The 22,668-nt window shown below is 48.2% G+C and carries 25 protein-coding genes; 20 read left to right on the top strand and 5 right to left on the bottom strand.

The features are described 5' to 3' along the window. From NQ502_RS06590 to NQ502_RS06555, 8 genes are all read left to right on the top strand, one after another. Positions 1-1,377: a type II secretion system F family protein gene (locus NQ502_RS06590; protein WP_028530388.1), complete on the top strand. Its 1,377-nt coding sequence runs from the start codon at positions 1-3 to the stop codon at positions 1,375-1,377. A 53-nt stretch (positions 1,378-1,430) separates the two neighbouring features. Then, positions 1,431-1,601, top strand: coding sequence for a Flp1 family type IVb pilin (locus NQ502_RS06585; protein WP_028530389.1), 171 nt, complete (start codon positions 1,431-1,433; stop codon positions 1,599-1,601). Between the two features lie 15 nt (positions 1,602-1,616). Continuing rightward, entirely contained in the window at positions 1,617-3,092 is a 1,476-nt protein-coding gene (locus tag NQ502_RS06580; protein ID WP_028530390.1) for a DUF5702 domain-containing protein, read from the top strand. A gap of 196 nt (positions 3,093-3,288) precedes the next feature. Next, a complete protein-coding gene (locus NQ502_RS06575; RefSeq protein WP_148511882.1) occupies positions 3,289-3,999 on the top strand; it encodes a hypothetical protein in 711 nt (236 codons plus the stop codon). 16 nt (positions 4,000-4,015) lie between these two features. Then, the gene (locus NQ502_RS06570) at positions 4,016-4,432 is read left to right on the top strand and encodes a hypothetical protein (protein ID WP_028530391.1); all 417 of its coding nucleotides are present in this window, start codon (positions 4,016-4,018) and stop codon (positions 4,430-4,432) included. Continuing rightward, a complete protein-coding gene (locus NQ502_RS06565; protein WP_028530392.1) occupies positions 4,432-4,869 on the top strand; it encodes a TadE family protein in 438 nt (145 codons plus the stop codon). The genes NQ502_RS06570 and NQ502_RS06565 overlap by 1 nt, the downstream gene beginning before the upstream one ends. Positions 4,870-4,871: 2 nt before the next feature. Beyond that, a complete protein-coding gene (locus NQ502_RS06560; RefSeq protein WP_028530393.1) occupies positions 4,872-6,179 on the top strand; it encodes a DUF6382 domain-containing protein in 1,308 nt (435 codons plus the stop codon). Further along, positions 6,176-6,856, top strand: coding sequence for a rhomboid family intramembrane serine protease (locus NQ502_RS06555; protein WP_187374510.1), 681 nt, complete (start codon positions 6,176-6,178; stop codon positions 6,854-6,856). The genes NQ502_RS06560 and NQ502_RS06555 overlap by 4 nt, the downstream gene beginning before the upstream one ends. Here the strand turns inward: NQ502_RS06555 and NQ502_RS06550 are convergent. Next, positions 6,843-7,580, bottom strand: coding sequence for a sensor histidine kinase (locus tag NQ502_RS06550; protein WP_049898545.1), 738 nt, complete (start codon positions 7,578-7,580; stop codon positions 6,843-6,845). The two genes, NQ502_RS06555 and NQ502_RS06550, sit on opposite strands and share 14 nt — an antisense overlap. Before the next feature lie 139 nt (positions 7,581-7,719). Between NQ502_RS06550 and NQ502_RS06545 the strand changes: the two genes are divergently transcribed. Both NQ502_RS06545 and NQ502_RS06540 read left to right on the top strand, forming a co-directional pair. Beyond that, the gene (locus NQ502_RS06545; RefSeq protein WP_028530395.1) at positions 7,720-8,133 is read left to right on the top strand and encodes an HIT family protein; all 414 of its coding nucleotides are present in this window, start codon (positions 7,720-7,722) and stop codon (positions 8,131-8,133) included. A gap of 17 nt (positions 8,134-8,150) precedes the next feature. Continuing rightward, a complete protein-coding gene (locus tag NQ502_RS06540; protein WP_028530396.1) occupies positions 8,151-8,654 on the top strand; it encodes an RNA polymerase sigma factor in 504 nt (167 codons plus the stop codon). A gap of 16 nt (positions 8,655-8,670) precedes the next feature. Here the strand turns inward: NQ502_RS06540 and NQ502_RS06535 are convergent, their stop codons facing one another. Next, positions 8,671-9,738, bottom strand: coding sequence for an undecaprenyldiphospho-muramoylpentapeptide beta-N-acetylglucosaminyltransferase (locus NQ502_RS06535; protein WP_028530397.1), 1,068 nt, complete (start codon positions 9,736-9,738; stop codon positions 8,671-8,673). Positions 9,739-9,857: 119 nt separating this feature from the next. Between NQ502_RS06535 and NQ502_RS06530 the strand changes: the two genes are divergently transcribed. The 3 genes from NQ502_RS06530 (at position 9,858) to NQ502_RS06520 (ending at position 13,232) form a co-directional block, all read left to right on the top strand. Continuing rightward, a complete protein-coding gene (locus NQ502_RS06530) occupies positions 9,858-10,637 on the top strand; it encodes a DUF4367 domain-containing protein (protein WP_028530398.1) in 780 nt (259 codons plus the stop codon). Positions 10,638-10,712: 75 nt separating this feature from the next. Then, positions 10,713-11,213 carry a DUF6147 family protein gene (locus NQ502_RS06525; RefSeq protein ID WP_044983688.1) on the top strand — a complete coding sequence of 167 codons (501 nt, stop codon included), beginning with the start codon at positions 10,713-10,715 and terminating at the stop codon, positions 11,211-11,213. Positions 11,214-11,633: 420 nt separating this feature from the next. Beyond that, the gene (locus tag NQ502_RS06520; RefSeq protein WP_028530400.1) at positions 11,634-13,232 is read left to right on the top strand and encodes an MBL fold metallo-hydrolase; all 1,599 of its coding nucleotides are present in this window, start codon (positions 11,634-11,636) and stop codon (positions 13,230-13,232) included. An 81-nt stretch (positions 13,233-13,313) separates the two neighbouring features. Here the strand turns inward: NQ502_RS06520 and NQ502_RS06515 are convergent, their stop codons facing one another. Continuing rightward, positions 13,314-13,550, bottom strand: coding sequence for a TIGR03905 family TSCPD domain-containing protein (locus NQ502_RS06515; RefSeq protein WP_028530401.1), 237 nt, complete (start codon positions 13,548-13,550; stop codon positions 13,314-13,316). Positions 13,551-13,730: 180 nt separating this feature from the next. Here NQ502_RS06515 and NQ502_RS06510 point away from each other — a divergent pair, with 180 nt between their 5' ends. The 5 genes from NQ502_RS06510 (at position 13,731) to NQ502_RS06490 (ending at position 18,357) form a co-directional block, all read left to right on the top strand. Further along, positions 13,731-14,429 carry a 5'-methylthioadenosine/adenosylhomocysteine nucleosidase gene (locus NQ502_RS06510; protein ID WP_028530402.1) on the top strand — a complete coding sequence of 233 codons (699 nt, stop codon included), beginning with the start codon at positions 13,731-13,733 and terminating at the stop codon, positions 14,427-14,429. Between the two features lie 125 nt (positions 14,430-14,554). Next, positions 14,555-15,232, top strand: coding sequence for a hypothetical protein (locus NQ502_RS06505; protein WP_049898547.1), 678 nt, complete (start codon positions 14,555-14,557; stop codon positions 15,230-15,232). Positions 15,233-15,306: 74 nt separating this feature from the next. Beyond that, a complete protein-coding gene (locus NQ502_RS06500; RefSeq protein WP_028530403.1) occupies positions 15,307-16,656 on the top strand; it encodes a glucose-6-phosphate isomerase in 1,350 nt (449 codons plus the stop codon). A 5-nt stretch (positions 16,657-16,661) separates the two neighbouring features. Then, positions 16,662-17,222: a nitroreductase family protein gene (locus NQ502_RS06495; RefSeq protein ID WP_242830315.1), complete on the top strand. Its 561-nt coding sequence runs from the start codon at positions 16,662-16,664 to the stop codon at positions 17,220-17,222. A 349-nt stretch (positions 17,223-17,571) separates the two neighbouring features. Further along, positions 17,572-18,357: a YARHG domain-containing protein gene (locus NQ502_RS06490; protein WP_028530405.1), complete on the top strand. Its 786-nt coding sequence runs from the start codon at positions 17,572-17,574 to the stop codon at positions 18,355-18,357. A 48-nt stretch (positions 18,358-18,405) separates the two neighbouring features. Here NQ502_RS06490 and NQ502_RS06485 read toward each other — a convergent pair whose 3' ends face one another. Together NQ502_RS06485 and NQ502_RS06480 are read right to left on the bottom strand one after the other, a co-directional pair. Then, positions 18,406-18,669: a hypothetical protein gene (locus NQ502_RS06485; RefSeq protein ID WP_028530406.1), complete on the bottom strand. Its 264-nt coding sequence runs from the start codon at positions 18,667-18,669 to the stop codon at positions 18,406-18,408. 81 nt (positions 18,670-18,750) lie between these two features. Beyond that, on the bottom strand, positions 18,751-19,257 hold the full coding sequence (locus NQ502_RS06480; protein WP_028530407.1) for a DUF6512 family protein: 507 nt from the start codon (positions 19,255-19,257) through the stop codon (positions 18,751-18,753). Positions 19,258-19,474: 217 nt separating this feature from the next. On the opposite strand from NQ502_RS06480, the gene NQ502_RS06475 reads away from it, so the two are divergent. Continuing rightward, entirely contained in the window at positions 19,475-20,164 is a 690-nt protein-coding gene (locus NQ502_RS06475) for a response regulator transcription factor (RefSeq protein ID WP_028530408.1), read from the top strand. 24 nt (positions 20,165-20,188) lie between these two features. Beyond that, positions 20,189-22,633: a histidine kinase dimerization/phospho-acceptor domain-containing protein gene (locus NQ502_RS06470; protein WP_049898550.1), complete on the top strand. Its 2,445-nt coding sequence runs from the start codon at positions 20,189-20,191 to the stop codon at positions 22,631-22,633. Positions 22,634-22,668: the final 35 nt, after the last annotated feature.

Below are 22,668 nucleotides of genomic sequence, written 5' to 3'. Positions count from 1 at the left end.
ATGCTGGTGTTTTCTGCGATTCTGACGGTGGGATTTATAATGCTGATACTGTGTTCGCTGAGGGTGAAGGTTCCAGAGGAGATAAAAGGTTTCAGAAGGTTGTTTTTACAGTGTGCGGTCTGCATTCAAAAGCGGGTTTCAGATACGGGGCTGTGCCTGAAACCGCAGGTACTGGCAGGGGCGCTGGCAATACTTGCAGCAGGCAGTGTGCTGGCGCTGAGCGTGTCTGTGCTTCAGGAGATCGGAGGACAAACTGCGGTAACTTCGCTGGAACGGGAGGAGGATCATAACAATGTGTACTGGGAGACTTTACAGGTGCAGAGGGAAAACGGGAAGGTCGTCGATATTACCGTTGAGGTTCCGGGACGGCAATATACAAAAGAAGAAACGGAAAAGTGGCTGGACCGCGCCGAAGAAGAACTGGAGCAGATAATACCCGGAGAAAATGAATCGCTGGACAGGGTGGAACGGCCGCTGAATCTCGTAAAGGAGTTTGATGATATCCCGGTGAGTATCAGCTGGGGCAGCAGTGACCCTGCCGTGCTGGACTGGGAAGGGGTGCCTCAGGAGGGGATCCCTGAGGGGGGAACGAAGGTAAAGCTGTATGCCACGCTCACCTGTCAGGAGCAGATCCGGGAATGTGAGAAAACAGTCACTGTATATCCGGAAAGCAAACACGGGGACGCAGCCTGGGAGCAGGAGATTTATAGGACGCTGAAAAGCATGAATGCAGATCCCGGGGACGGACAGTTCTATCTGCCGGAGAAAGTCGGTGGAGAAGCAGTCGTATGGAAAAGGGATACGGCGCGGGCTGGAGGTGTGGTTCTGGTCGTTGCCATGGTTCTGGCAGCTGTCTGGATCATCGGAAGACAGCAGGAAGAAAAACAACAGGAACAGAAGATCAGGGACCAGATGATGACGGATTACCCGGATATATTGAACAAGTTTACACTGCTGCTGAATGCCGGCATGAATACCAGAAAGGCATTTACAAAAGTTGCCCTCGATTACAGAAAGTCGATAAGCAGGCAGGGAGAAAAGTCCCCGAGGAGGGCGGCTTACGAGGCAATCGCGGCCGTCTGCCAGGAGATGGAGCAGGGAGTGCCGGAGGCAGAAGCGTATACACATCTGGGCGTCAGATGTCAGCTGCCGGCATACAGAACATTTGCCGCGCTTCTGGTTCAGAATCTCCGCAGGGGCAGCGGAGAAATTCTGGAGATCATGGAGCGTGAGGCTATGGATGCATTTGAAAACCGGAAACGCAGGGCTAAGGTAATCGGAGAACAGGCGGGAACCAGACTGCTCGTGCCGATGGTGCTGATGCTGGTGATTGTCTTTGTGGTCCTGCTGGTACCCGCGGGTATGAGTTTTCTGTAAACAGGGTATGAAGGACAGGCTGCGAACCGTATGCGGGAAAGGAGGTGAGGCTTATGGGCTGCATGATCCGTGATTTTATGATGGAAGAAGACGCGATTGGTGTCGTAGAAATTATCTTAATTCTCGTCGTTTTGATCGGGCTGGTAATTATCTTTAAAAACCAGCTGGTCAGTCTCGTGAAAAACATTCTTTCAAAAATCACAAGCCAGAGCAACAGTATTTAGGAAGGGAGGCACACCTTGCACGACAAAGGGAGTATAACAGCGTATGTAAGCCTGATAATGGTGCTGATGATTTCTCTGCTTTTGACTGGTCTGTATTCGGTACAATTGGCGGGGGCCAGGGTACAGATGGTCAGCGCAGTGGATCAGGGACTATATTCACTTTTTGCACGCTACGACCGCACGCTGCTGGAGCGGTATCACCTGTTTTATATTGACGGGAGCCGCGGTCAGGGAAACATGCAGATGGGAAATCTGTTTGGGACCATGGAGGAGGACATCGCCCGGATTTTGTTTAACCGTGTGGATGGGAATCATAACGGAAATATTGGAGATTTGGTAATGCAGGGCGGCGGAATCACCGGGTACACACTGGCAACTGACAGCGGCGGGAACAGCGTGAAAGAGCAGGCAGCGGCGTATATGAAAGCATCTCTTGGCACGCAGGGTGTGCGTCTTCTTCTGGAAAAAAGCAACAGAGACAGGGAGACGGCACAAAACATGGAAAGTGCCGGAGAAAGCATCGAGACAGGAGAGTCACTGGAAGCGTACGACCATCTGAAAGAGCAGGCAGGACAGGAACAGGAGTCCGGGGAAGGTGCAGGAAAAGAGATGGTGCCGCCGGAGATACCGGAGGACTTCGTGAATCCCATAGAGACAGTGCGGGAGTTAAAACAACAGGGGATTCTGTCACTGGTACTTCCTGCCGGTAAAGAGCTTTCAGGCAGGACACAGGAATTATCCGCACTGGTCTCAGGGAGAAAACTGGAAACAGGAATGGGAATACAAGGGATTGGGCGGAATGAAGGAGGAGTCACGGAGGAGATTCTGTTTGGGGAGTATATTCTGCAGCACTGTGGCAGCTTCCGCAGCCCGCAGCCCTGTGAGGGGCTTGCCTATCAGGTGGAGTATATCCTGCAGGGAAATCACAGTGACATTGCGAATTTAAAGGGAGTAGTTCACAAACTTCTTCTGATGAGGGAGGCGGCGAATCTGCTGCACCTTTATCAGGACCAGGCCAAACGTGCACAGGCGCAGGCGGCAGCCGGTGTCATCGCATCATTTCTGCTGCTTCCCCAGGCAGTTCCCGTGGTGGAACAGATTTTGCTGGTGTGCTGGGCGTATGCGGAGAGTATTCTGGATGTCAGGGGGCTTCTGGCAGGGGAGAAGGTGCCGGCATTCAAGGACGCATCATCCTGGCAGCTTGCTCTTTCAAACATCCCGCGGCTGTTTGACGGCGCGGATGATCTCAGGAAAAATAATGACAAAGGGATGACCTACAATGATTATCTGAGAATCCTGCTCGGTATCAGAAACAGCAGGCAGAAAACAGAAGGTTGTCTGGATATGATGGAGATGGGAATGAGGGCAGAAGAGGGCAGCCGCAATTTCAGGATGGATTGCTGCCTGTACACTGCAGAAGTACAATTTTCATTTACCGCGGGAAGGGGTAATACGTATGAGGTCATCCGCGGATATGGATATGATATGTAAAAACATAAGGAGGTGTATGGAGATGCTCTGCCGAAGGGTGCAACTGTCAACTTTATCAAAAAAGAAAATAGAAAACTCTCTTCAGGCAAATCATAGCATGTTTCCCCCGGCGCAAAATGATACGCCCTCCGGCAGAGTGTCTCCATGCATCTCCGAAACACAAAGGGGAAGCCTTACTGTAGAGGCCGCGTTCGTAGTGCCGATATTTTTTCTGGCGCTGGTGCTTGTGATCAGCCTGATGGATATGGTGAGGGTACAGACCAGGGTGGCGCTGTCGCTGAACCAGAGCGCAAAAAAACTTGGCATGTACGGCTATGCGGCGGAAAAGGCACTGAGCGAATCACCGGTGGGAAAGCTGGAGGGACCTGTCTGTGCCGCTTACGCAGCGTCACAGCTTCCCGGGGAAGCAAGGACAGAAGTCTCCCTGACAGGTTCATCCTACAGAGATCATATCGTGGAGTTAAGAGCAGCAGGCGTCTACCGTTTTCCAGTCTCATTTTTTGGACTGAGCAGGGTAAAGTTTCAGGCAGCGGCACGGGTTCATGCATGGACCGGATATCGGGCGGAGGAAGATGAGCGTTCAGGTAAAACGGAAGAGATGGTTTATGTTGCAGACCGCAGGACGGTATATCATATATACGGAGACTGTTCACACCTTCAGCTGACGATTTATTGCACGGATACCCGGGGGGTGAGGGACCAGCGCAACGAGAGCGGAAGCAGATATCACGCCTGTCCGCACTGCGCTGAGGATGCGGGGAATACCGTGCTGTACATTACGCCGCAGGGTGACCGCTATCATGCAGACCCTTTATGTTCAGCCTTAAAGAGAACAGGAAGACTTGTGAAGAAATCTGAGGTGGGAGGGCTTTCTGTCTGCAGCCGGTGTGCGGCGCGGGGTACGTGAACAGGAGGTAATAAATATGAATACGTTACAGGGCATGCTGCTCATGTTTTTGGGCATCAATACGATATATGATCTGCGGTTCCGAAAGATATTGCTCTGGTCAGTCGCTGCATTTTCAATCACAGGGGTCTGCGGGGCGTGCCTGCTGGAGCAGAAGGGACTGCTATGGCAGCTTCAGGGTACGATCCCGGGAATACTGCTGCTTCTGATCGGAAAGATGACAGACGGCGGGGTCGGTTACGGTGATGGACTTGTGGTTTGTGTGACAGGCATCTATCTTGGCCTTTGGGTGACCTGTGAAGTTGTTTTAACTGCCCTGTTTCTTTCCGCGCTGTGGGGTATCGTTCAGGTGGTGATACACAGAAAAGGAAAGCATCAGGAGTTTCCGTGGATTCCCTTTTTAATGATCGCATGCGCAGGAAGGATGTTGTAATGGAGGATATGAGAAAACAGATCAATCGGGGAAGTATGACGGTAGAAGCATCATTTATCGTACCGCTTGTCCTGATGGTCATTTTTTTATCGATGCTGCTGGCATTTTGCGTTCATAACCGGGCATGGTATACGGCAGCAGCGGCGGAAACTGTATTGACTGCGGCTTCGGAAGGCGTCAGGAAAGAGAAGAATGCGGAAAGGCTCCTTTCAGAAAAAATGAAAGAGCGGTCACAGAAACAGGGTTTTCCGATTTGGAATCTGTCTGTGGACACATGGGTGCAGAATGATAAGGTCACGGCAGCAGCAGAAGCGGCTTCCGGAAGGACCCTGGGAGGAGGAGGATGGAGGTTTAAAGTTCAGGAGACGGTGCAGATTGTCAGACCTGTGGCCTTTATCCGAAAAATACAGGGGCTCTCCGCGCTGATGGGGGAGTGAGGATGAAGGTTACCTACAAAAGAGATTATCATCACAGTTTTCTGATTCTGACGGAGGATCAGATGCCGGATTGCGAGTCATATCCGGTACGTATGCTGCTGAGCGGTCTGATTCCCGGGATATTGAAGTGCAAAGTCCATCACATTGATAATGAACTTATGTTTTATTATGACATCACATCAAGACAGTCATTAAGTTCCTTATACGAATCAAAAAAATTGAGAAAAAAGGACTTGACGTTAATCATTAATGCCCTGCTGGAAGTAATGGAGGAAATGGAATCCTATCTGATCAGCCCGTCAGGTCTTTTGCTGCTCCCGGATTATGTGTTTATGAATGCTGCGGAGGAAGTGGGATTTTGTTACTGGCCCGGCAGCTTGAACGGGGAAAATGAAAACATGAAGGGGTTTACCGAATACCTGCTCCCTAAGATTGATCACTGTGACCAGGAAGCAGTGGTCCTGGGTTATCAATTCTATAGAAAGGCTCTGGAAGGTCAGATCTGTGCTGAAGATATACGTAAAGAGATGCATCACAGCCACGCGGATATGCAGGAAGAAGAAAGTCAGCACGAATACACACAGACTTCGGCAGCGGATGAAGAGCTGTTGGAACAGGAGCGAATCCAGAGACAAAAGCTGCTGGAAGAGATGACGAAACCGGAGGAGGAGATTCGGGTATCCCGGCGTGTGCAGACGGCAATGAAGGCTGTCGGCGGGGGATTTCTTGTTTTTGTATATATCTATCTGATCAAAAACAGGTATTTTTCCTGGCAGATGGCAGCGATAACAGGAGGGGGATTCGTGATTGCCCTGACGGCGGGGATGATCGCAGATAAACTTCGAAAGAAAAAGGATAAAAGCGAAGGACCCTTCAGTGACGAGCCGGAGAGTTCTTTTCATACAGGGGAACCGGAGCCGGACCATGAGTTCGCCGGGGAAGAACCCAGGGAGCACCTTATCAGTGAAGAGAATCAGACATGTCTGTTATATCCGGAGAAATTACAAGGAGATGCCAGGCTTCTTCCGGAATCGCCGGCTGACGGTCAGGAGATCATACTGGAGGAGGGAATCACGGTTATCGGAAAGTTGGAAGGTGCCGTGGATGCCGTTCTCAATTACCCGGCAGTCAGCCGCCTGCATGCAAAAATTGTCCGCAATGGGAACTGTAAGGTATACGATATGAATTCCAAAAACGGTACATATGTAAACCATGAGGCTGTTGTGGGGGAACAGGGGTGTGAGGTTCAGGACGGAGATCTGATCACCTTTGCAAACCTGACTTACCGCTTGCAGTTTTGGGAAGAATGAACTATAATGATGGACAATATAGAGTAAAGGCGGAGAAAGAATTGTCAGAAGTGCAGTATCAGATGAATGAGGATGCCATCGACCGGATGAGGAAACGGCCGAAAAACTGGGCAAACATAATGATGGCGGCTGCCAATATCCTGGTATTTCTGCTGGTGGAGCTGACCGGGAGCAGTGAAGATACGTCCCACATGATCACATGGGGAGCCGCATACACGCCGCTGATCAGTGACGGACAGTTTTACCGGCTGTTTACCTGCATGTTCCTTCACTTCGGATTTGAGCATTTGTTTAATAATATGCTGCTGCTTATATTCATAGGCGATTACCTGGAGCGCTATGTCGGTAAACTCCGCTACCTGGCGGTTTACCTGATCGGAGGACTCGGCGGCAGCGTCGCCTCGTATATCTTTAACGTGGAAACGGGGCAGGCAGTGGTTTCAGCAGGAGCCTCCGGGGCAGTGTTTGCGGTCATCGGCGGAATGCTGTATATTGTAATACGCAATAAAGGAAGACTGGAAGACATTTCACTGCAGAGGTTGATGCTGATGGTGGCACTGTCCATCTACTTTGGCTTTGCCTCCGGAGGTGTGGACAATGCTGCCCACATCGGAGGTTTGGTGTGCGGAATGATCATATGTATTCTGGTTTATCGAAAGCGTGCTACACATAAGTAATCGGAAGACAAATCGTGAATACGGCTCCGCCTTCTTCGGCTGCAGACGCTTCTATGGTACCGCCGTGGGCTTCAACGATATTTTTGGAGATCGCAAGTCCGAGTCCGGTGCCATTTTTCTTGTGCGTGACGAAGAAATCAAACAGTGAATCTAAAAATTCTTCAGGGATGCCGGGTCCGCTGTCCTGAATTCGTACAGTGACCTGATCCAGGTCGGCAGTCAGATGGATGGTTATCCTGCCGCCAGATTCTCCGATCGCCTCCGAAGAGTTTCGGATGAGGTTCAGGAACACCTGTCTGAGACGATGACGGTCCATGAGAAAGGGCGGGACAGCGCCGTCTTTTTTTAACTGGATGGTAATGTTTTTCTCGGAGAGCGTCGGTTCCGTATCCGCGATCACTGTTTTCAGAATGGAGAGGATGCTGACTTCCTCACGGCTGAGCTTTTGCGCATTGTTGTATGCGGACAGATTTTCCAGCAGTTCCCGCAGAAAACGCATATTTTCCGTAATCTCAGTCCAGTAATGGTAGGAGGTTATTTCCGGATGGGAAGAGCCCAGAAGCTGCAGAAAACTGTTGATCAAAGTGACCGGGTTTCGTATTTCGTGGCTGACCATGGAAAGCTGCAGCTGATTTTGTTTGTTCATGAGACTGCAGACCTCCATGGCCTGGGAGCTTTCCTGGCATAATTGCCCGATTTTTGCTTGTTCTTCTTTAGATAACATGATTTTCACCTCTTTTATGGTAGTTTATCACTAGATTTTTTAAATAGCAAACAATATTATGTTGCAAATTTCCCCAAAATGCGACACAATAGAGAAAAGAACATGTTTCTTTTATTAGAATTTTAGGAGGGTGCTATTGATGGCAGATTGTATTTTTTGTAAAATTGCGAATGGAGATATTCCATCGGCAACGTTGTATGAGGATGACCAGTTCCGGGTAATTCTGGATCTTGGACCAGCCAGCAGAGGACATGCGCTGATACTACCGAAAGAGCATTATGCAAATATTTATGAGATTCCGGAAGAACTGGCTGGCTCAGCAATGGTCCTTGCGAAAAAGATGGCATCAGTTATGACGGACGCCCTCGAGTGCACCGGGTTTAATCTGGTTCAGAACAACGGTCAGGCAGCTGGCCAGACAGTATTTCACTTTCATATACATTTAATCCCGCGTTATGATAATGATGAAGTGAGGCTTGGCTGGAAGATGGGAGAGCTAACAGAGGCGGACAGGGAAGAAATTTTAAGCAAAATAAAAAAAGGGATAAGATGATCTAGAGGGGGATGGCAATGAATTTGTCACGATTCAACGAAATTTATGATCAGTACTATCTCATGGTGATGAAGGTCGCTTATAATGTTCTGCGCGATTATCACTATGCACAGGATATTTGTCAGGAAGTGTTTGTGTTACTGTATCTTAAGCGTGATATACTGGATGAAGAATATATCAAACCGTGGCTGCTGGTTACTGCAAAGAGAAAAGCAATTGATTTGCAGAGGAAGAAGTATTACGGCCGGGAGTTCTGTGAGGACGGCATCACGCTTGAACGGGGCACAGGAGAAAATATTGAAAATGATTATGTAAGGAAAGAATTCCAGAGTTCAATTCTTGAAGCGTTAAAGAAAAGGGACAGGCAGTGGTACGAAATCTTCTTTCGGGTTACCGTTGAAGGTGAAAGCCAGAAATCAGTTGCAGAAGATTTAGGTATCAGCCTGTCCAATCTGAGAATTAAGCTTCACCGCGCTAAAGTTTGGATGCGGGAAACATTTCTGGAAGAGTATAAAAGTTGATATCGCCGTGATCGCCTTATTTGATTCGGCATTCTTCTATCAGCTGCAGGATTTTTTCAATAGAATCCATTTCCTGATTTTTTGACATTGCCTCGATATAGGACTGACGATTATGGTAAAGTTCGGTGATTGCGTTGTAAAGCGTATTATCCGTAATCTGTTCTTCCTCCAGAACCATACTGTAGCCAAGCCGTTCGAAGGAGCGGGCGTTTAAAATCTGGTCTCCGCGGCTGGCTTTGGCAGAGAGAGGAATCAAAAGATTTGGTTTTTTAAGAGAATTAATTTCACAGATTGCATTGGCTCCGGCGCGCGATATCACGATATCTGCAAGAGCGAATAAATCGGCTAATTCTTTTTTAATGTACTCGTATTGTACATAACCTGAGATATTCTGAAGGGACTCATCCAGTTTATCTTTACCGCAGAGGTGAATCACCTGAAAGCTTTCTAAAAGCTGCGGTAAGATCCGGCGGACGGCATCGTTGACAGCTGCTGCTCCGAGACTGCCGCCGATGATCATGACGACCGGCTTGCCCGGTGAGAGTCCCGTAAATTCAAGTGCAGCGATTCGGTTTCCGCTCAGCAGTTCCTGACGAATAGGGGTTCCTGTCAGCACTGCCTTATCTGGCGGGAGCTGAGAGACGGTCTCCGGAAAGTTGCAGCAGACTTTTACTGCTGAAGGAATACACAGCTTATTGGCGAGACCTGGTGTCATATCAGATTCATGTATGATGGCAGGTATTTTTCGATGCTTTGCTGCAATGACAACCGGTACTGTCACGAAACCACCTTTGGAAAACACAATGTCTGGTTTCAGATCTTTTAAAAGCTTTTTGGCTTCGCCGTAGCCTTTGAGTACTTTAAATGGGTCAGAAAAGTTTTTTGGGTCGAAATATCTTCTCAATTTACCGGAAGAAATTCCGTAATACGGAATACCCAGTTCTTCTATTAGTTTTTTCTCGATACCGTCATAAGAGCCGATGTAGGAAATCTGGTAACCACGTTCCTGCAGGCGCGGCAGCATGGCAATATTGGGTGTGACATGGCCGGCTGTGCCGCCGCCGGTGAGTACAATGTGCTTCATGGAATAACCTCCTGATGTTCATTACGGCAAAGTCTACCGCTTTAACCGCTTAATTTATTATTATCCGAAGGGATGGAAAAGTCAAGGAATTCCATAATCGTGAAGGAGTTTAGGGTTTGATGAAGTTAAAAAGACAAAAATCATTAGTTGATGAGATGGAGAGATCGTTTCTGGAGGAAGCGAAACAGATAGAGGATGAGATTGAAGAAGTTCAGCTGGAAGAAGATCCCGTTGATAAAGAGAAACTGCGCACCGCTATTTTGACGGAAGGGATCGAGACTGAGCAGAAAGAGAATCCGAAACCAAAGAAAAAGTCAATGCCGAGAAAAATTGGTCAATTGGCTGCAATGCTGGTTTTATGCATGGTGGGCATCTTTGGGTTTTCTATGACCAGCCAGGGTAACCGAATCTTCCTGGTGAATAAGGTTGAGGAGTTTTTTGGGAAGAAAGTGAGCATTCAATTCAACAATAAAAGCAATGCTGCTTTTAATGAAGACAAAGATTATAGGGTAAAAGAAGACATTGAAAAGGAGCTGGAGATTGATGTTCCGCTGTTCTTTTATATACCGGAAGGCTTCGAGTACCTGAGCCATGAGGTCCATCCGGAGGCGGAGACTGCTACGATCTCTTATCAGTATGGAGAAGATAATATAATCTCACTGCAAATGTTCGGCAACAATGGTGATTTTACGAGGGGAACCAGTATCGACGGCATTTTGAAAAAATCGATCAGACTGGAAAGCGAGGATCTGACAGTGGATTTATGGATGCTTGAAAATGAAATCAACGACGACAAGGCGTACTGTGCGCAGTGGATGTATAAGAATACGCATTATATTCTTCAGGGAATAATAGAGGAGGAGGTGCTGGAAAAATTGTTGGAAAACATGCGCTACTGATGTAATGTTTCAAACTTTCTTACGTATTCTTGCCGTAATGTAAGAGCGCAAATATACAATGAAAGAAGGGACAAGATGAGAAAGCAGAGATGGAAAAAATTTGCAGCCGCCTTACTGAGCTGTATTATGACGGTTTCCTGTCTGATGGTCAATGTATACGCCGATAGCGATCTGGAGGAGATCATAGTACCCAGCTATCATACGACATCGGAGACGGAGACGGAGGTGTCGGCGACCAGCCAGGTGCTGGTGCGCGGAGCACATCTGGCAAGAGGCTCAGTTAGTTTAGGAAATAAAGGCGGCGGTTCCATAAGTATCTATGGAGATGTTAAAGCGTTCCATACATGTGACATGCTGTATTTAGATCTCTACCTGGAAAGGTCGACCAATGGAAGTTCATGGACGAGTTACAAGTCATGGAGCTATACCAAAGAAAACGCTTCTTCGTTCGAAAAATCGTTTACAACGACGGTTCCCACAGGATATTACTACCGCCTGAAAGGTATCCATGCGGCGAAAGAGGGAGGCGTGAAAGAAACTACCTCAACAGTAACTGGCTCAAAGTACATCGGTTAAGCCTGTATTTCGCTGAATCTTAGCAATCCGGCATCCCACCCATCTTCAATATAACTTAAAATCATTCTTACATTACAAAAGATAAAGGGATGGGCGGGGATGCCATGTAACTCGTTAACTTATTATTTTTAGAAACTAAAAAAATAATCGAAACACAGGGTTCCCTGACAGTACTGTTTTTCTGCCATAAAAGACAACTGAATAGAGAATCGGAATCCTGGAGATGCTACCGGTATGGCGCGTTATGTATCGGAGGGATCTCAAAAAAAACATATTTAAATGTAAGGTTCACCCCCTGTACACCGCCCCGTGTGCAGGGGGCTTTTCCGTTTGTGTTTTCACCGCACAGGCGGTATAATGAAAGCATACATTATAATACTGACCGGACTTGAAGAAGGGGTCGGCTAAGGGGGTTTGTCTATGCAAGTTACTTTTTTAGGAGCTACCCATGAGGTTACCGGAAGCTGTACGCTGGTCGAGTCGAACGGACACCGGTTCCTGGTGGACTGCGGGATGCAGCAGGGACCGGATGTTTATGAGAATCAGGAGCTGCCGGTGACGCCTTCGGATATAGAATTTGTTCTATTGACGCATGCGCATATTGACCATTCAGGTAACCTTCCGCTGCTTTACTCAAAGGGGTTCCGAGGCACGATTTATGCCACGAATGCGACGAGGGATTTGTGTGAGATCATGCTGAAGGACAGTGCACACATTCAGATGTTTGAGGCGGAATGGAGAAACAGAAAAGGCCGCAGAAGTGGAAAAGAGGAGTTTGTGCCCGCGTATACATTCGAGGATGCGCTGGGGGCGATAGAATTGATCGCTGGCTGCAACTACCAGGAGATTGTGAACATCACGGATGGTGTTCAGGCACGCTTCGTGGATGCGGGACATCTGCTGGGGTCTTCCAGCATTGAAATCTGGCTGACGGAGGAAGATGAGAAAAGAAAAATTGTCTTCTCAGGGGATATCGGCAACGAAGAACAGCCGATCATTAAAAATCCGCAGTATATCGAGCAGGCAGATTACGTTGTGATCGAATCCACGTACGGAGACCGGGTTCATGAGAAGGTTGAGGATTATACCACAATGCTGGCGGATGTGATACAGCAGACCTTTGATAGAGGCGGCAACGTCGTGATTCCGTCGTTTGCGGTGGGAAGAACCCAGGAGATGCTGTATTTTCTCAGACAGATCAAACAGCAGAAGCTGGTTCAGGGCTATGGAGACTTTAAGGTGTACGTCGACAGTCCGCTTGCCGTGGAGGCGACGAATATTTTCCAGGAGCATCATGAGGAGTGTTATGATGAGATCGCCCGGGCTATCCTGAACGAGGGGGTGAACCCGATCAGCTTTCCGGGGCTCAGGCTGTCTGTCGGTACGAATGAGTCGAGAGCGATCAATGCGGATGAAGACCGAAAAGTCATTATCTCGGCGAGCGGGATGTGCGATGCGGGGCGCATTAAGCATCACCTGAAGCATAATCTCTGGAGGAAAGAGTGCACGATTCTGTTTGTCGGCTATCAGGCGGTTGGAACGCTGGGAAGGATTCTGCTCGAAGGTGTGGATACGGTAAAACTGTTTGGTGAAGAGATCATCGTTCAGGCTGATATCCGCATGCTGCCGGGAATCAGCGGCCATGCCGACGTGAACGGGCTGCTCAGATGGGCAGGGGCATACAAAAAGGTGCCGAAGATGATGTTTGTGAATCACGGTGATGATATAGTATGTGATGTCTTTGCGAAGAGGCTGCATGATGAGCTTGGGATTCCAAGCATGGCGCCGTTCAGCGGGACTGTATACGACTTGAAGACGAACACCTGCGTGCTGGAGACTCAGGGAGTTGAGAAGAAGAAGAGGGTGAAGGCAGTGAAACCTTCGTCCGTATATGAACGGCTTGTGGCTGCCGGTCAGCGGCTGATGACGGTGATTCGCCATAATGAGGGCGGGGCAAATAAAGATCTTGCCAAGTTCACCGGGCAGATTAATTCCCTCTGTGATAAGTGGGACCGGTGACCCCCGTTAAGCGTTAACCTATAGTATAAGAAGAAATACCCACAGCCGCACCGGTGATTGTGCTGCTGTGGGTATCAGATTTTACAGGGTAGCCTTCAGCGCTTTTGCGAGCTGGTCAGGACATGAGGTCTGCTTGAAGCCGCACCGGATGCCTTCCAGCCGGCTGATGACTTCAGATACTTCCATCCCTTCTACCAGAGAAGCGAGTCCCTTTGTGTTCCCGTTGCAGCCGCCCTGAAACTGTACATTGAATACTTTTCCGTTTTCAACCTCGAATTGGATCGATGAAGAACAGACACCTTTTGTTTTATATACCATACTTAATTCCTCCCTTACAGCTTGAAATTATGTTAACTTGAGCTTTTTGATCTGTGCTTATATGGTATTATAGCAAAGAATAAAAAAAGATGCTACAGGAATATTCCATTGGAGGAATGTCTTTGCTATAATGAGGCAGGAAGAACCGGCATCACATATATGAAAGGGAGAGAAACAACAATGAATAAGATAGGCATTATCGGAGCAATGGACGAAGAAATCATAAAATTAAAAGAACTGATGAAGGATGTAACGGTGGCTGTCAAGGCTTCTATGGAGTTTCATGCAGGAACGCTTGAGGGGAAGGACGTCGTTGTCGTGCGTTCCGGTATCGGCAAGGTCAATGCGGCTGTCTGCACACAGATTCTGGCAGATGACTATCATGTAGATGCCGTAGTCAATACGGGGATCGCAGGGTCCCTGAGACAGGAGATCAATATCGGTGATATTGTGATTTCCACCGATACGCTGCAGCATGACGTGGATGCAAGGGCATTTGGATATGCAGTGGGACAGATTCCTAGAATGGAAGTGCTGTCATTTCCGGCGGATGAGAATCTGATCAGACAGGCGGAGGCATCCTGCCGGGAGGTAAACCCGGATCTCGGTGTCTTCAGAGGCAGAGTGGTGAGCGGTGACCAGTTTATCGCGGATGCCGGAGTCAAAGACAGTATCACTACCAATTTCGGCGGGTACTGCACTGAGATGGAAGGAGCCGCGATCGGACAGGCGGCGTATCTGAACCAGGTGCCGTATGTGGTGATTCGTTCGATATCTGACAAGGCGGATAACAGCGCAGTCATGGATTATCCGACTTTTGAAAGACATGCGATTGAAAATGGAGTGCGTCTTGTCGTGCACATGGTGCGAAATCTGTAGAAATCTGACGACTACGATTTTTGCATGAAAAAGTCGAACGATTTTTGTTTCCAAAATCCCCCGGCTGCTATATAATGACGATACCGAAGCAGGAGTTTCGGTCCAAAAAAAGGGGGTAACGAATTATGTTAAATAGTATGATGCAGAATAACACATTGTTTTATGCGATTGCAGCGCTTACGGTCCTGGGGACGGTATGGATGCTGATGGTCAACGCCTTTTTCGGCAGGACGATCCGTGATATGGACAAGATGGAATCGCCGAAAGGCAAGTGGATGAAAGAATTCATAAAGAACTATCAGATACGGGTTATGAAACATCAAAAGATACAGAATGCAGAAGCGTTTATCCGCACACAGCTGAACAGGGGCAAAAGCTTCGGAGTTTTTATTTACCAGCTGAAACGCTGGAGCGGTTACTGCGGCCTCGCATGTATCATACTGATGGGCATTGGGTTATATGGAACGTATATTTATGATTATTCCCAGATGGCACGCTATCAATACCTGCTTGCAGGAGTGCTGTCTTCACTGATACTCCTTCTTCTCCGTCCGTTTCTCTGTTTTGGACAGAAGGAAGATATGCTGCTGGACGGACTGACTGATTATATGGAGAATCAGTCGGAAGTGTCTGAACAGCAGGAAGTAATAACAGCAGCCGTACAGGAGGACAAGGATAGCCTGGCAGCACAGGTTACCGAGGGGATCCGCCAGACGGCAGCCAGTTCCTCCAAGTTTTCACATCTTCTGACACCGGAGGAAGAAAACATTATGCGGGAGGTAATAAAAGAGTATTTGACTTGATTCGAAGGCTTTATTCTGATAAACTGTAAAGTATGAAATACAGGAGAAACTGATAGGAAAAGGGGTACGTGCATATGGGAAAAAAAGTTACAGTTGATTATCGAAAAGCAGTGGATTTTATTGGTGACCATGAGTTACAGTCCATGAAGGGAATCGCCCAGGCTGCGGGAAAAGTGTTGGTTGACAAGTCTGGACAGGGCAATGATTTTCTGGGATGGATTGATTTGCCGGTGGCATATGACAAAGTGGAATTTGCCCGCATCAAAGAATCAGCGGCTAAGATTCAAAGTGACTCTGACGTACTTCTTGTTATCGGAATCGGCGGCTCTTATCTGGGGGCGAGAGCGGCGATTGAATTTTTAAGACATGGTTTCTATAATAACCTGTCAAAAGAAGCCCGCAAAACTCCGGAAATTTATTTTGTAGGTAATAATATCAGCAGCAATTATATCCAGGGCCTGATCGATGTGGTCGGGGATCGGGATTTCTCTATTAATATGATTTCCAAGTCGGGGACGACCACGGAACCGGCGATCGCCTTCCGGGTGTTCAAGGAAATTTTGGAACGTAAGTACGGGAAAGAGGAAGCGGCTAAGAGGATTTACGCGACGACTGACAAAGCCAGAGGGGCCCTTAAGAACCTGGCGACGGAAGAAGGCTATGAGAGCTTTATCGTTCCGGATGACGTCGGCGGAAGATTTTCTGTACTGACAGCGGTAGGCCTGCTGCCGATAGCAGTCAGCGGGGCGGATATCGACCTGTTGATGCAGGGCGCGGCGGACCAGAGAACATTATCACTGGAAGAGCCATTTGAAAATAACGATGCACTGCAATATGCAGCCATCCGCAACATTCTCCTTAGAAAAGGAAAAACGGTGGAGGTACTGGCAAATTATGAGCCGAGCCTGCACTATGTGTCTGAGTGGTGGAAGCAGCTGTATGGTGAGAGCGAAGGGAAAGACCAGAAGGGTATTTTCCCGGCGGCAGTGGATCTGACTACGGACTTACATTCAATGGGGCAGTTTATCCAGGACGGTGCGAGAATCATGTTCGAAACTGTTTTGGATGTGGAAGAATCCCGTTGTGAAATTAAGATGAAGGAAGAACCGGTAGACCTGGACGGCCTGAACTACCTGGCTGGACAGACGGTTGATTTTATAAATAAAAGTGCCATGAACGGTACGATTCTGGCACATACCGACGGCAGTGTACCGAACCTGATGGTGCATATCCCGAAACAGGACGAGTATTATCTCGGACAGCTGTTTTATTTCTTCGAATTCGCCTGCGGCGTGAGCGGATATATCCTGGGTGTCAATCCGTTTAATCAGCCTGGCGTGGAGAGCTACAAGAAGAACATGTTCGCGCTTCTTGGCAAGCCCGGATTCGAAAAAGAAAGGGAGGAACTGCTGAAGCGGTTGTAGAAAATATGGAAGATTATAAGATGGATTTTGAGGCTCTGCAGCTAAAAAGAGAGAGCTGCCGGGTCTACAGCGAGAAACCTGTACCGCGTGATGTGCTGACACATCTGGTGGATGTGGCACGTATGTCACCAAGCGGCTGCAATGCGCAGCCATGGCGTTTTATCATCGTGGACGAACCGGGTCCGCGGGGAAAACTGATCGAGGCCTTTGACGACGACGGCCTTACCGGCTGCCCCTGGGGCGACCGTGTTCCCAGTTTCATTGTTATCTGTGAGGACGAAGCACATCTGATGCCGGGAGTGGGAGAACGCTACGGGTCTCAGCACTTTGCACAGATGGATATCGGCATGGCAGCCATGGGGCTGTGCTATGAAGCGGCGTCGATGGGATTGGGCACGTGTATGATCGGTACGCTGAGTCAGGAAAAGGTGCACCGTGCACTCGGCATTCCAAAGGACAGGGTGGTCCGGCTGATCATTACAGTCGGATATCCGGCGAAAGAGGGAGCGCCGCGCAAAAAAGCACGGAAGCCTCTGGACGAGATCTTAAGCTATAACAAGTGGTAATCAAATTCAGCTGAATACAGGAGAAACGGAGGAAGTCCGGGACTCATAACACAGGCCTTTGGCCGTATCAGAAAAGGGTACGGTCAGGGGCCTTTTCTATTGCGCAGGATTAAAAATGGTAACTGGTTAGGACGGCGCATCTTCTTGACCGGCTTTTCCGGTCAAGAAGCATCGGATGTTCATCCGATGTGGAAATTGGTGCAGAAAGTGACTTACAAGCAAGCTTGACGCAGCTTTCTGCACCAATTTCCGCGCCGTCCTGAACTGTTAAAACAAATTTGCGAAAACGGATGATAAGATAATATTAAGTTAAAGTTAAGCTAAAGCTGAAGTTGAGAAGGAGGATAAGATGATGAAAAAGAAAATGGCAAGAGGGATACTGGCAGTGATGGCAGTTGTGATGATGACACCGGCGGCAGCGTTTGCAGAGTCTGTGTATGTACTGAAGGACAGCGGCGATAAAAAGATTTCCGAACGGGAACTTTCGGGTTTGTCCGCCGAGGAGCTGAGGACTGCAAGAAATGAGATCATGGCAAGACATGGATTTATCTTCGACAGCCCGGATATGAAAGAATATTTTGAACAACAGAGCTGGTATCAGCCTTCGGCTGCGTATGAAGATTCTGCTCTGAGTGAAACCGAGCAGGAGAATATCGAGCTGATCCACCGGAGCGAACTGAAAAAAAGACAGGAGCGTGCCGTTGAAAAATTCGAGGAGAATCAAAGAATCGCGGCGAAAGGCGATGTGCAGCCGATGTCCTCATCATGGGTGTATATGGAAAGCCCCTGTTACTTTGAGGAGCTGAGAGGAAAGTGGGTGGATGACTCAGATCCCACGTACCCGGATATCCTGGAATTCTGGAAGGAGGACGGAATTTACCGCTATCGGTACTACAGTGTCGTGCCGGGCAACGGAAATGGACTGGGAATCGGGGTGACAGAGACGGCATTTGAATACTGCGCCGGGACGTTTTCACTGAACAGCGAGGAGGGTTATATCAACTGCTACGTAGGAAACGGCGATAAGATTTACAAGAGTTTCGTCTATGACGTAATGTCCGATACACTGGTTGAGGCAAGTATGGACAGCAATCGTCCGTCATTTGTCAAAAATAATGATTTTACCTACCGGTAATAAAGACAGTGGAACCGCAGGAATAAACCGGGCGGTTCCACTGTCTTTCTATTCTTCGATGATCTGAATCTCCAGATGATCAAAATCAATACTCTCAATAAAGTTATCCTGATAAAAACGGGTTTTTCCGAGACGCTGAAATTCCTGAATATTGGAATCCAGCCAGATGGGCTTGCCAAGATCCCAGTCATCGCAGGCTTTGACTACACCGTTCAGGATCTTGTGCGTCCTCGTGTCGTCTGAATCGTCTTCAATTACGGTATCCAAAACCATGCGGTTATTCTTCCATTGTTTTACCCACATTCTGAACATACGTGTTACCTCCCTGTGTTTTTGCGCCTATCAGCATCATAGACCAAAGCGGGGAGAAAGGCAACGGGTAAATGCCGGGAATTATACCGGAGATATAAATAATCCGATATCAGGAGGGAAAAACGTAAAGATAAAGAAAGCAAGGGTTAACATTAAGGTAATAATAATCAATACGTTTTGGTATGGTTGAACCCTGCAGCTTTTTGTCAGCCGGTATGCAATCATAAATGCAGCGATGACACTTACAAGAAAGGTCGCGATATCAAGCGCCAGCAGGTTAAAGCCCAGTATCCCCGAATATGTATAGAAGATGACGGGAATCAGAAGGCATCCGATGATCGTTCCGGCCAGCAGACCGGAGAGTACACAAGGGTATGCCTGGCTTTGCCTGTGTGCAATAAACAGAGAGCTTAAAAGCATTGGAAAGAACAATAGCTTCATGTGCTCCCAGGTAGATTCGCTGACCGGTGAGAACAGGCCTGCGATCGGATTGCTGCCGGTCCAGCCGTATACGAAATGCAGCAGGGTTCCGGTTATGGCGACAAATACGGCGCCACAGATAAAAGAGCGGTACAATGATTTGTTCATGATGATCACCTCGTGTTTCAGTATATGCAGGGGCAGAAAAAGTTGTGCATCCTGCAAGCTGTCTGACAGGATGAATAATTAAGGAGTTCTTAAGATTTTTCAAAACGAAAAGTAAAGAAATGACTGTTATAGTATAGAAAAGCGGAAGTGGTTAAGCTATACTGAAGTTCAGAGAGAATTGATACAGCCCTTTGAACGAGGGAGAAGAGGTGAAGTGATGTTAAACGTATTAGTTTGTGATGATGATAAAGAAATAGTAGATGCGATTGAGATCTATCTGTCGCAGGAAGGGTATCGAATCCTCAAGGCATATGACGGAATACAGGCGCTTACTATCATGAAGAAGGAGGAGATACACCTTCTGATTCTGGATATCATGATGCCGAGGATGGATGGGATCCGCGCCACTTTAAAGATCAGGGAGGAGAGCAACATACCGATCATTATGCTGTCCGCGAAGTCGGAGGATACGGATAAGATCCTGGGACTGAACATGGGCGCTGATGATTATGTGACAAAGCCATTCAATCCGCTTGAGCTCGTGGCGAGAGCAAAGTCTCAGCTGCGAAGGTACACTAAACTGGGGAACATACAGGAGACGGATAATGTATACCGTACGGGCGGTCTTGCGATCAATGATGAACGGAAAGAGGTTACGGTGGATGATGAACCTGTAAAACTAACGCCGATCGAATACAATATCCTGCTGCTTCTTATGAAAAATCAGGGAAGAGTATTCTCCATCGAGCAGATCTATGAGAATATCTGGCAGGAAGAGGCAATCGCCGCGGACAATACGGTGGCGGTCCATATCCGCCATATCCGTGAAAAGATAGAGATCAATCCAAAAGAACCACGCTATCTGAAAGTGGTGTGGGGTGTCGGTTACAAAATAGAAAAGCTTTAGGCAATTATGAGAGGAGTGTAAATAATGGAACATGAAACAAAATTCCATTTCTATTCGAAGTTCGCCAAGATGACAACTCTGACGCTGCAGATGCTGTGTGTGGCAGGGTTTGTGATTTCGGTTGTCCTGGCGGGGTATGTGATGAATACGGTCGGCAGCTTTGATGACCTGACGGGACGTTCAAGCTACGAGGAGACTTCAGGATGCGGCATGGACGCGGCGCAGGAACTGCATCAGAATACGCAGCATGTCAAGTATAAGCCCTGGTTTGAGACGGACGGCGAATATAATGAAAATAAGAAAATAGATATCTCAGACCCCGGCAGGACAGACGCCGGGAAAATGGATAAAAACACAACCTATACGGTGGGACAGCTGAGAAATATTCTGAATCAGGTCAACGAAAACAGCATGGGGTTTTCAGATATTTTATCCAACTGGGGATATTACTATGATACGGATTATTACGGTGAAGAGTATTATGATGAAAATGGATACTATATAGGCGATGTGTCGGAAGCCGCATCGGAAGAGGGCACAGCAGAAACCCGGCTGACGGATGAGGAAAATTATATTCTACGGGAAATGTATAATGCGGGAAAGAGAATCGAAGTGGAACTTCCTGCCTCCGGAGTATCCCTTGCGGACCAGGCGCTGAAAGAACAGAGCGTCTTATACCTGATGCAAAAGTACGAGAACATGAGCAAGGTGCTGGATGGACTGGGTATTTATCTCAGCAGCAGGAATATTGACCTGGAAACCAACCTGAAATATTACGTTCGCGATACGGAGACGGGAGCTATCGCCACGAATGTACAGGAGTGGGAAGGGAAAACGACCGGCATGTCAGAAGGCGACTGGGCGCCGCTCATGCATTATACCCGTGACAATGGAAAAGTTGCGTTTAAAACGGGAGAGACACAGGCGCAGAGATACATGAAGAATTTTTTCCGGAATACGCCTGTCGTGGGGGATAATGAAGAAGTGATCGTGGCTCTTGACACATCCTACACCGTATCTGATGATTTTAAAAGTAATGCGGAGTGGTTCGCAGCGTATCAGCCGAAATTTTATTTCCTGGCGGGTTCCGCCATCCTGACCCTGCTGATCGGGATCGCCTGCTTTATCATAGCCACGATCCAGACCGGAAGAAGGGAAAAGGGAGGAGAGATCATACTCAGCAAATTCGACCGCCTTCCGACGGAGATTGCAGTTGCGATCGGATGTGTGTTCGGCGGTCTGCTCATCGGTGTAAGCGTCAGCGCCGGGTGGAGCAACAGCTGGGAGGCTGTGTGGCTTTCCGTGCTGGCAGCAGTGGGCGCGGTGATCTGTGCATCATTCTTCATGGGAGTATATTTAAGTCTGGTGCGCAGGCTCAAATCCAAAACACTCTGGCAGAACAGTCTGACGAGAAGTATCGTGAAAATGAGCAAAAAAGTCTATGATGCCCGCAAGACATCCGGGAAGATCATCATAGCGTTTGCCGGGCTTTTGCTGGCACATGTCATCGTGATCACAGCGTTCATGGGGTTCGGGGTATTTATAGCACTGATCGGAGACGCCCTGGTGCTGCTGTATCTGATCAAGGAAGGCGCAGGAAGGCAGACGATCAAAGAAGGACTTGTCCATATCGCGGAAGGCGACCTGGACTATAAGATTGACGTTACCACACTCCAGGGCGAAAACAAAGAGATGGCGGAACACGTCAACCGTGTGGGAGACGGACTTCAGAATGCGATGGAGAAATCCATGAAAAATGAACGCATGAAGGCGGAACTGATCACGAATGTTTCGCATGACATCAAGACTCCGCTGACCTCCATTATTAATTATGTGGACCTTCTGAAGCGGGAAAATCTCCAGGACAGCAAGGTCAGAGGATACATCGAGGTGCTGGATGCAAAATCACAGCGTCTGAAACAGCTGACAGATGATCTGGTTGAGGCAAGTAAGGTGAGCACGGGGAACGTTGAGCTCCATATGACGAGGATACAGGTACAGCAGCTGCTCCAGCAGGCATATGGGGAGTTTGACGAAAAGCTCTCGGCTAAAGGTCTGCAGACGATTCTGAATCAGGTGGAAGAGCCGATCGTGATCATGGCGGACGGAAGACAACTTTGGAGAATCTTTGAGAACCTGCTGAACAATATTGCAAAATATGCGATGCCGAATACCAGGGTGTACATTGACCTTCAGGAGAAAAACGGCAAGGCGGTGATGACCTTCAAGAATATATCAGAATATCCGCTCAATATCAGTGCGGATGAGCTGACGGAGAGATTCACGCGGGGGGATGAAAGCCGCAGCACCGAGGGGAGCGGGCTTGGGCTGTCCATCGCGAAGAATCTGACAGAACTTCAGCATGGCAAGTTTGACATCTATCTGGACGGCGATCTGTTTAAGGTGACAGTGGCGTTTGACATGACGTTCGCACCGGAACCGGAACAGGTGCAGGAGACAGCAGAATAAGGAAGTTTTCAGATGCCCTTCCGGGGAAGTTTGTC

This window comes from Ruminococcus gauvreauii, assembly GCF_025151995.1.
Classification (GTDB): Bacteria; Bacillota; Clostridia; order Lachnospirales; family Lachnospiraceae; genus Ruminococcus_G; species Ruminococcus_G gauvreauii.
Note: the sequence above shows the minus strand (reverse complement) of the source record. Positions and strands in the feature narration are given on the sequence as shown.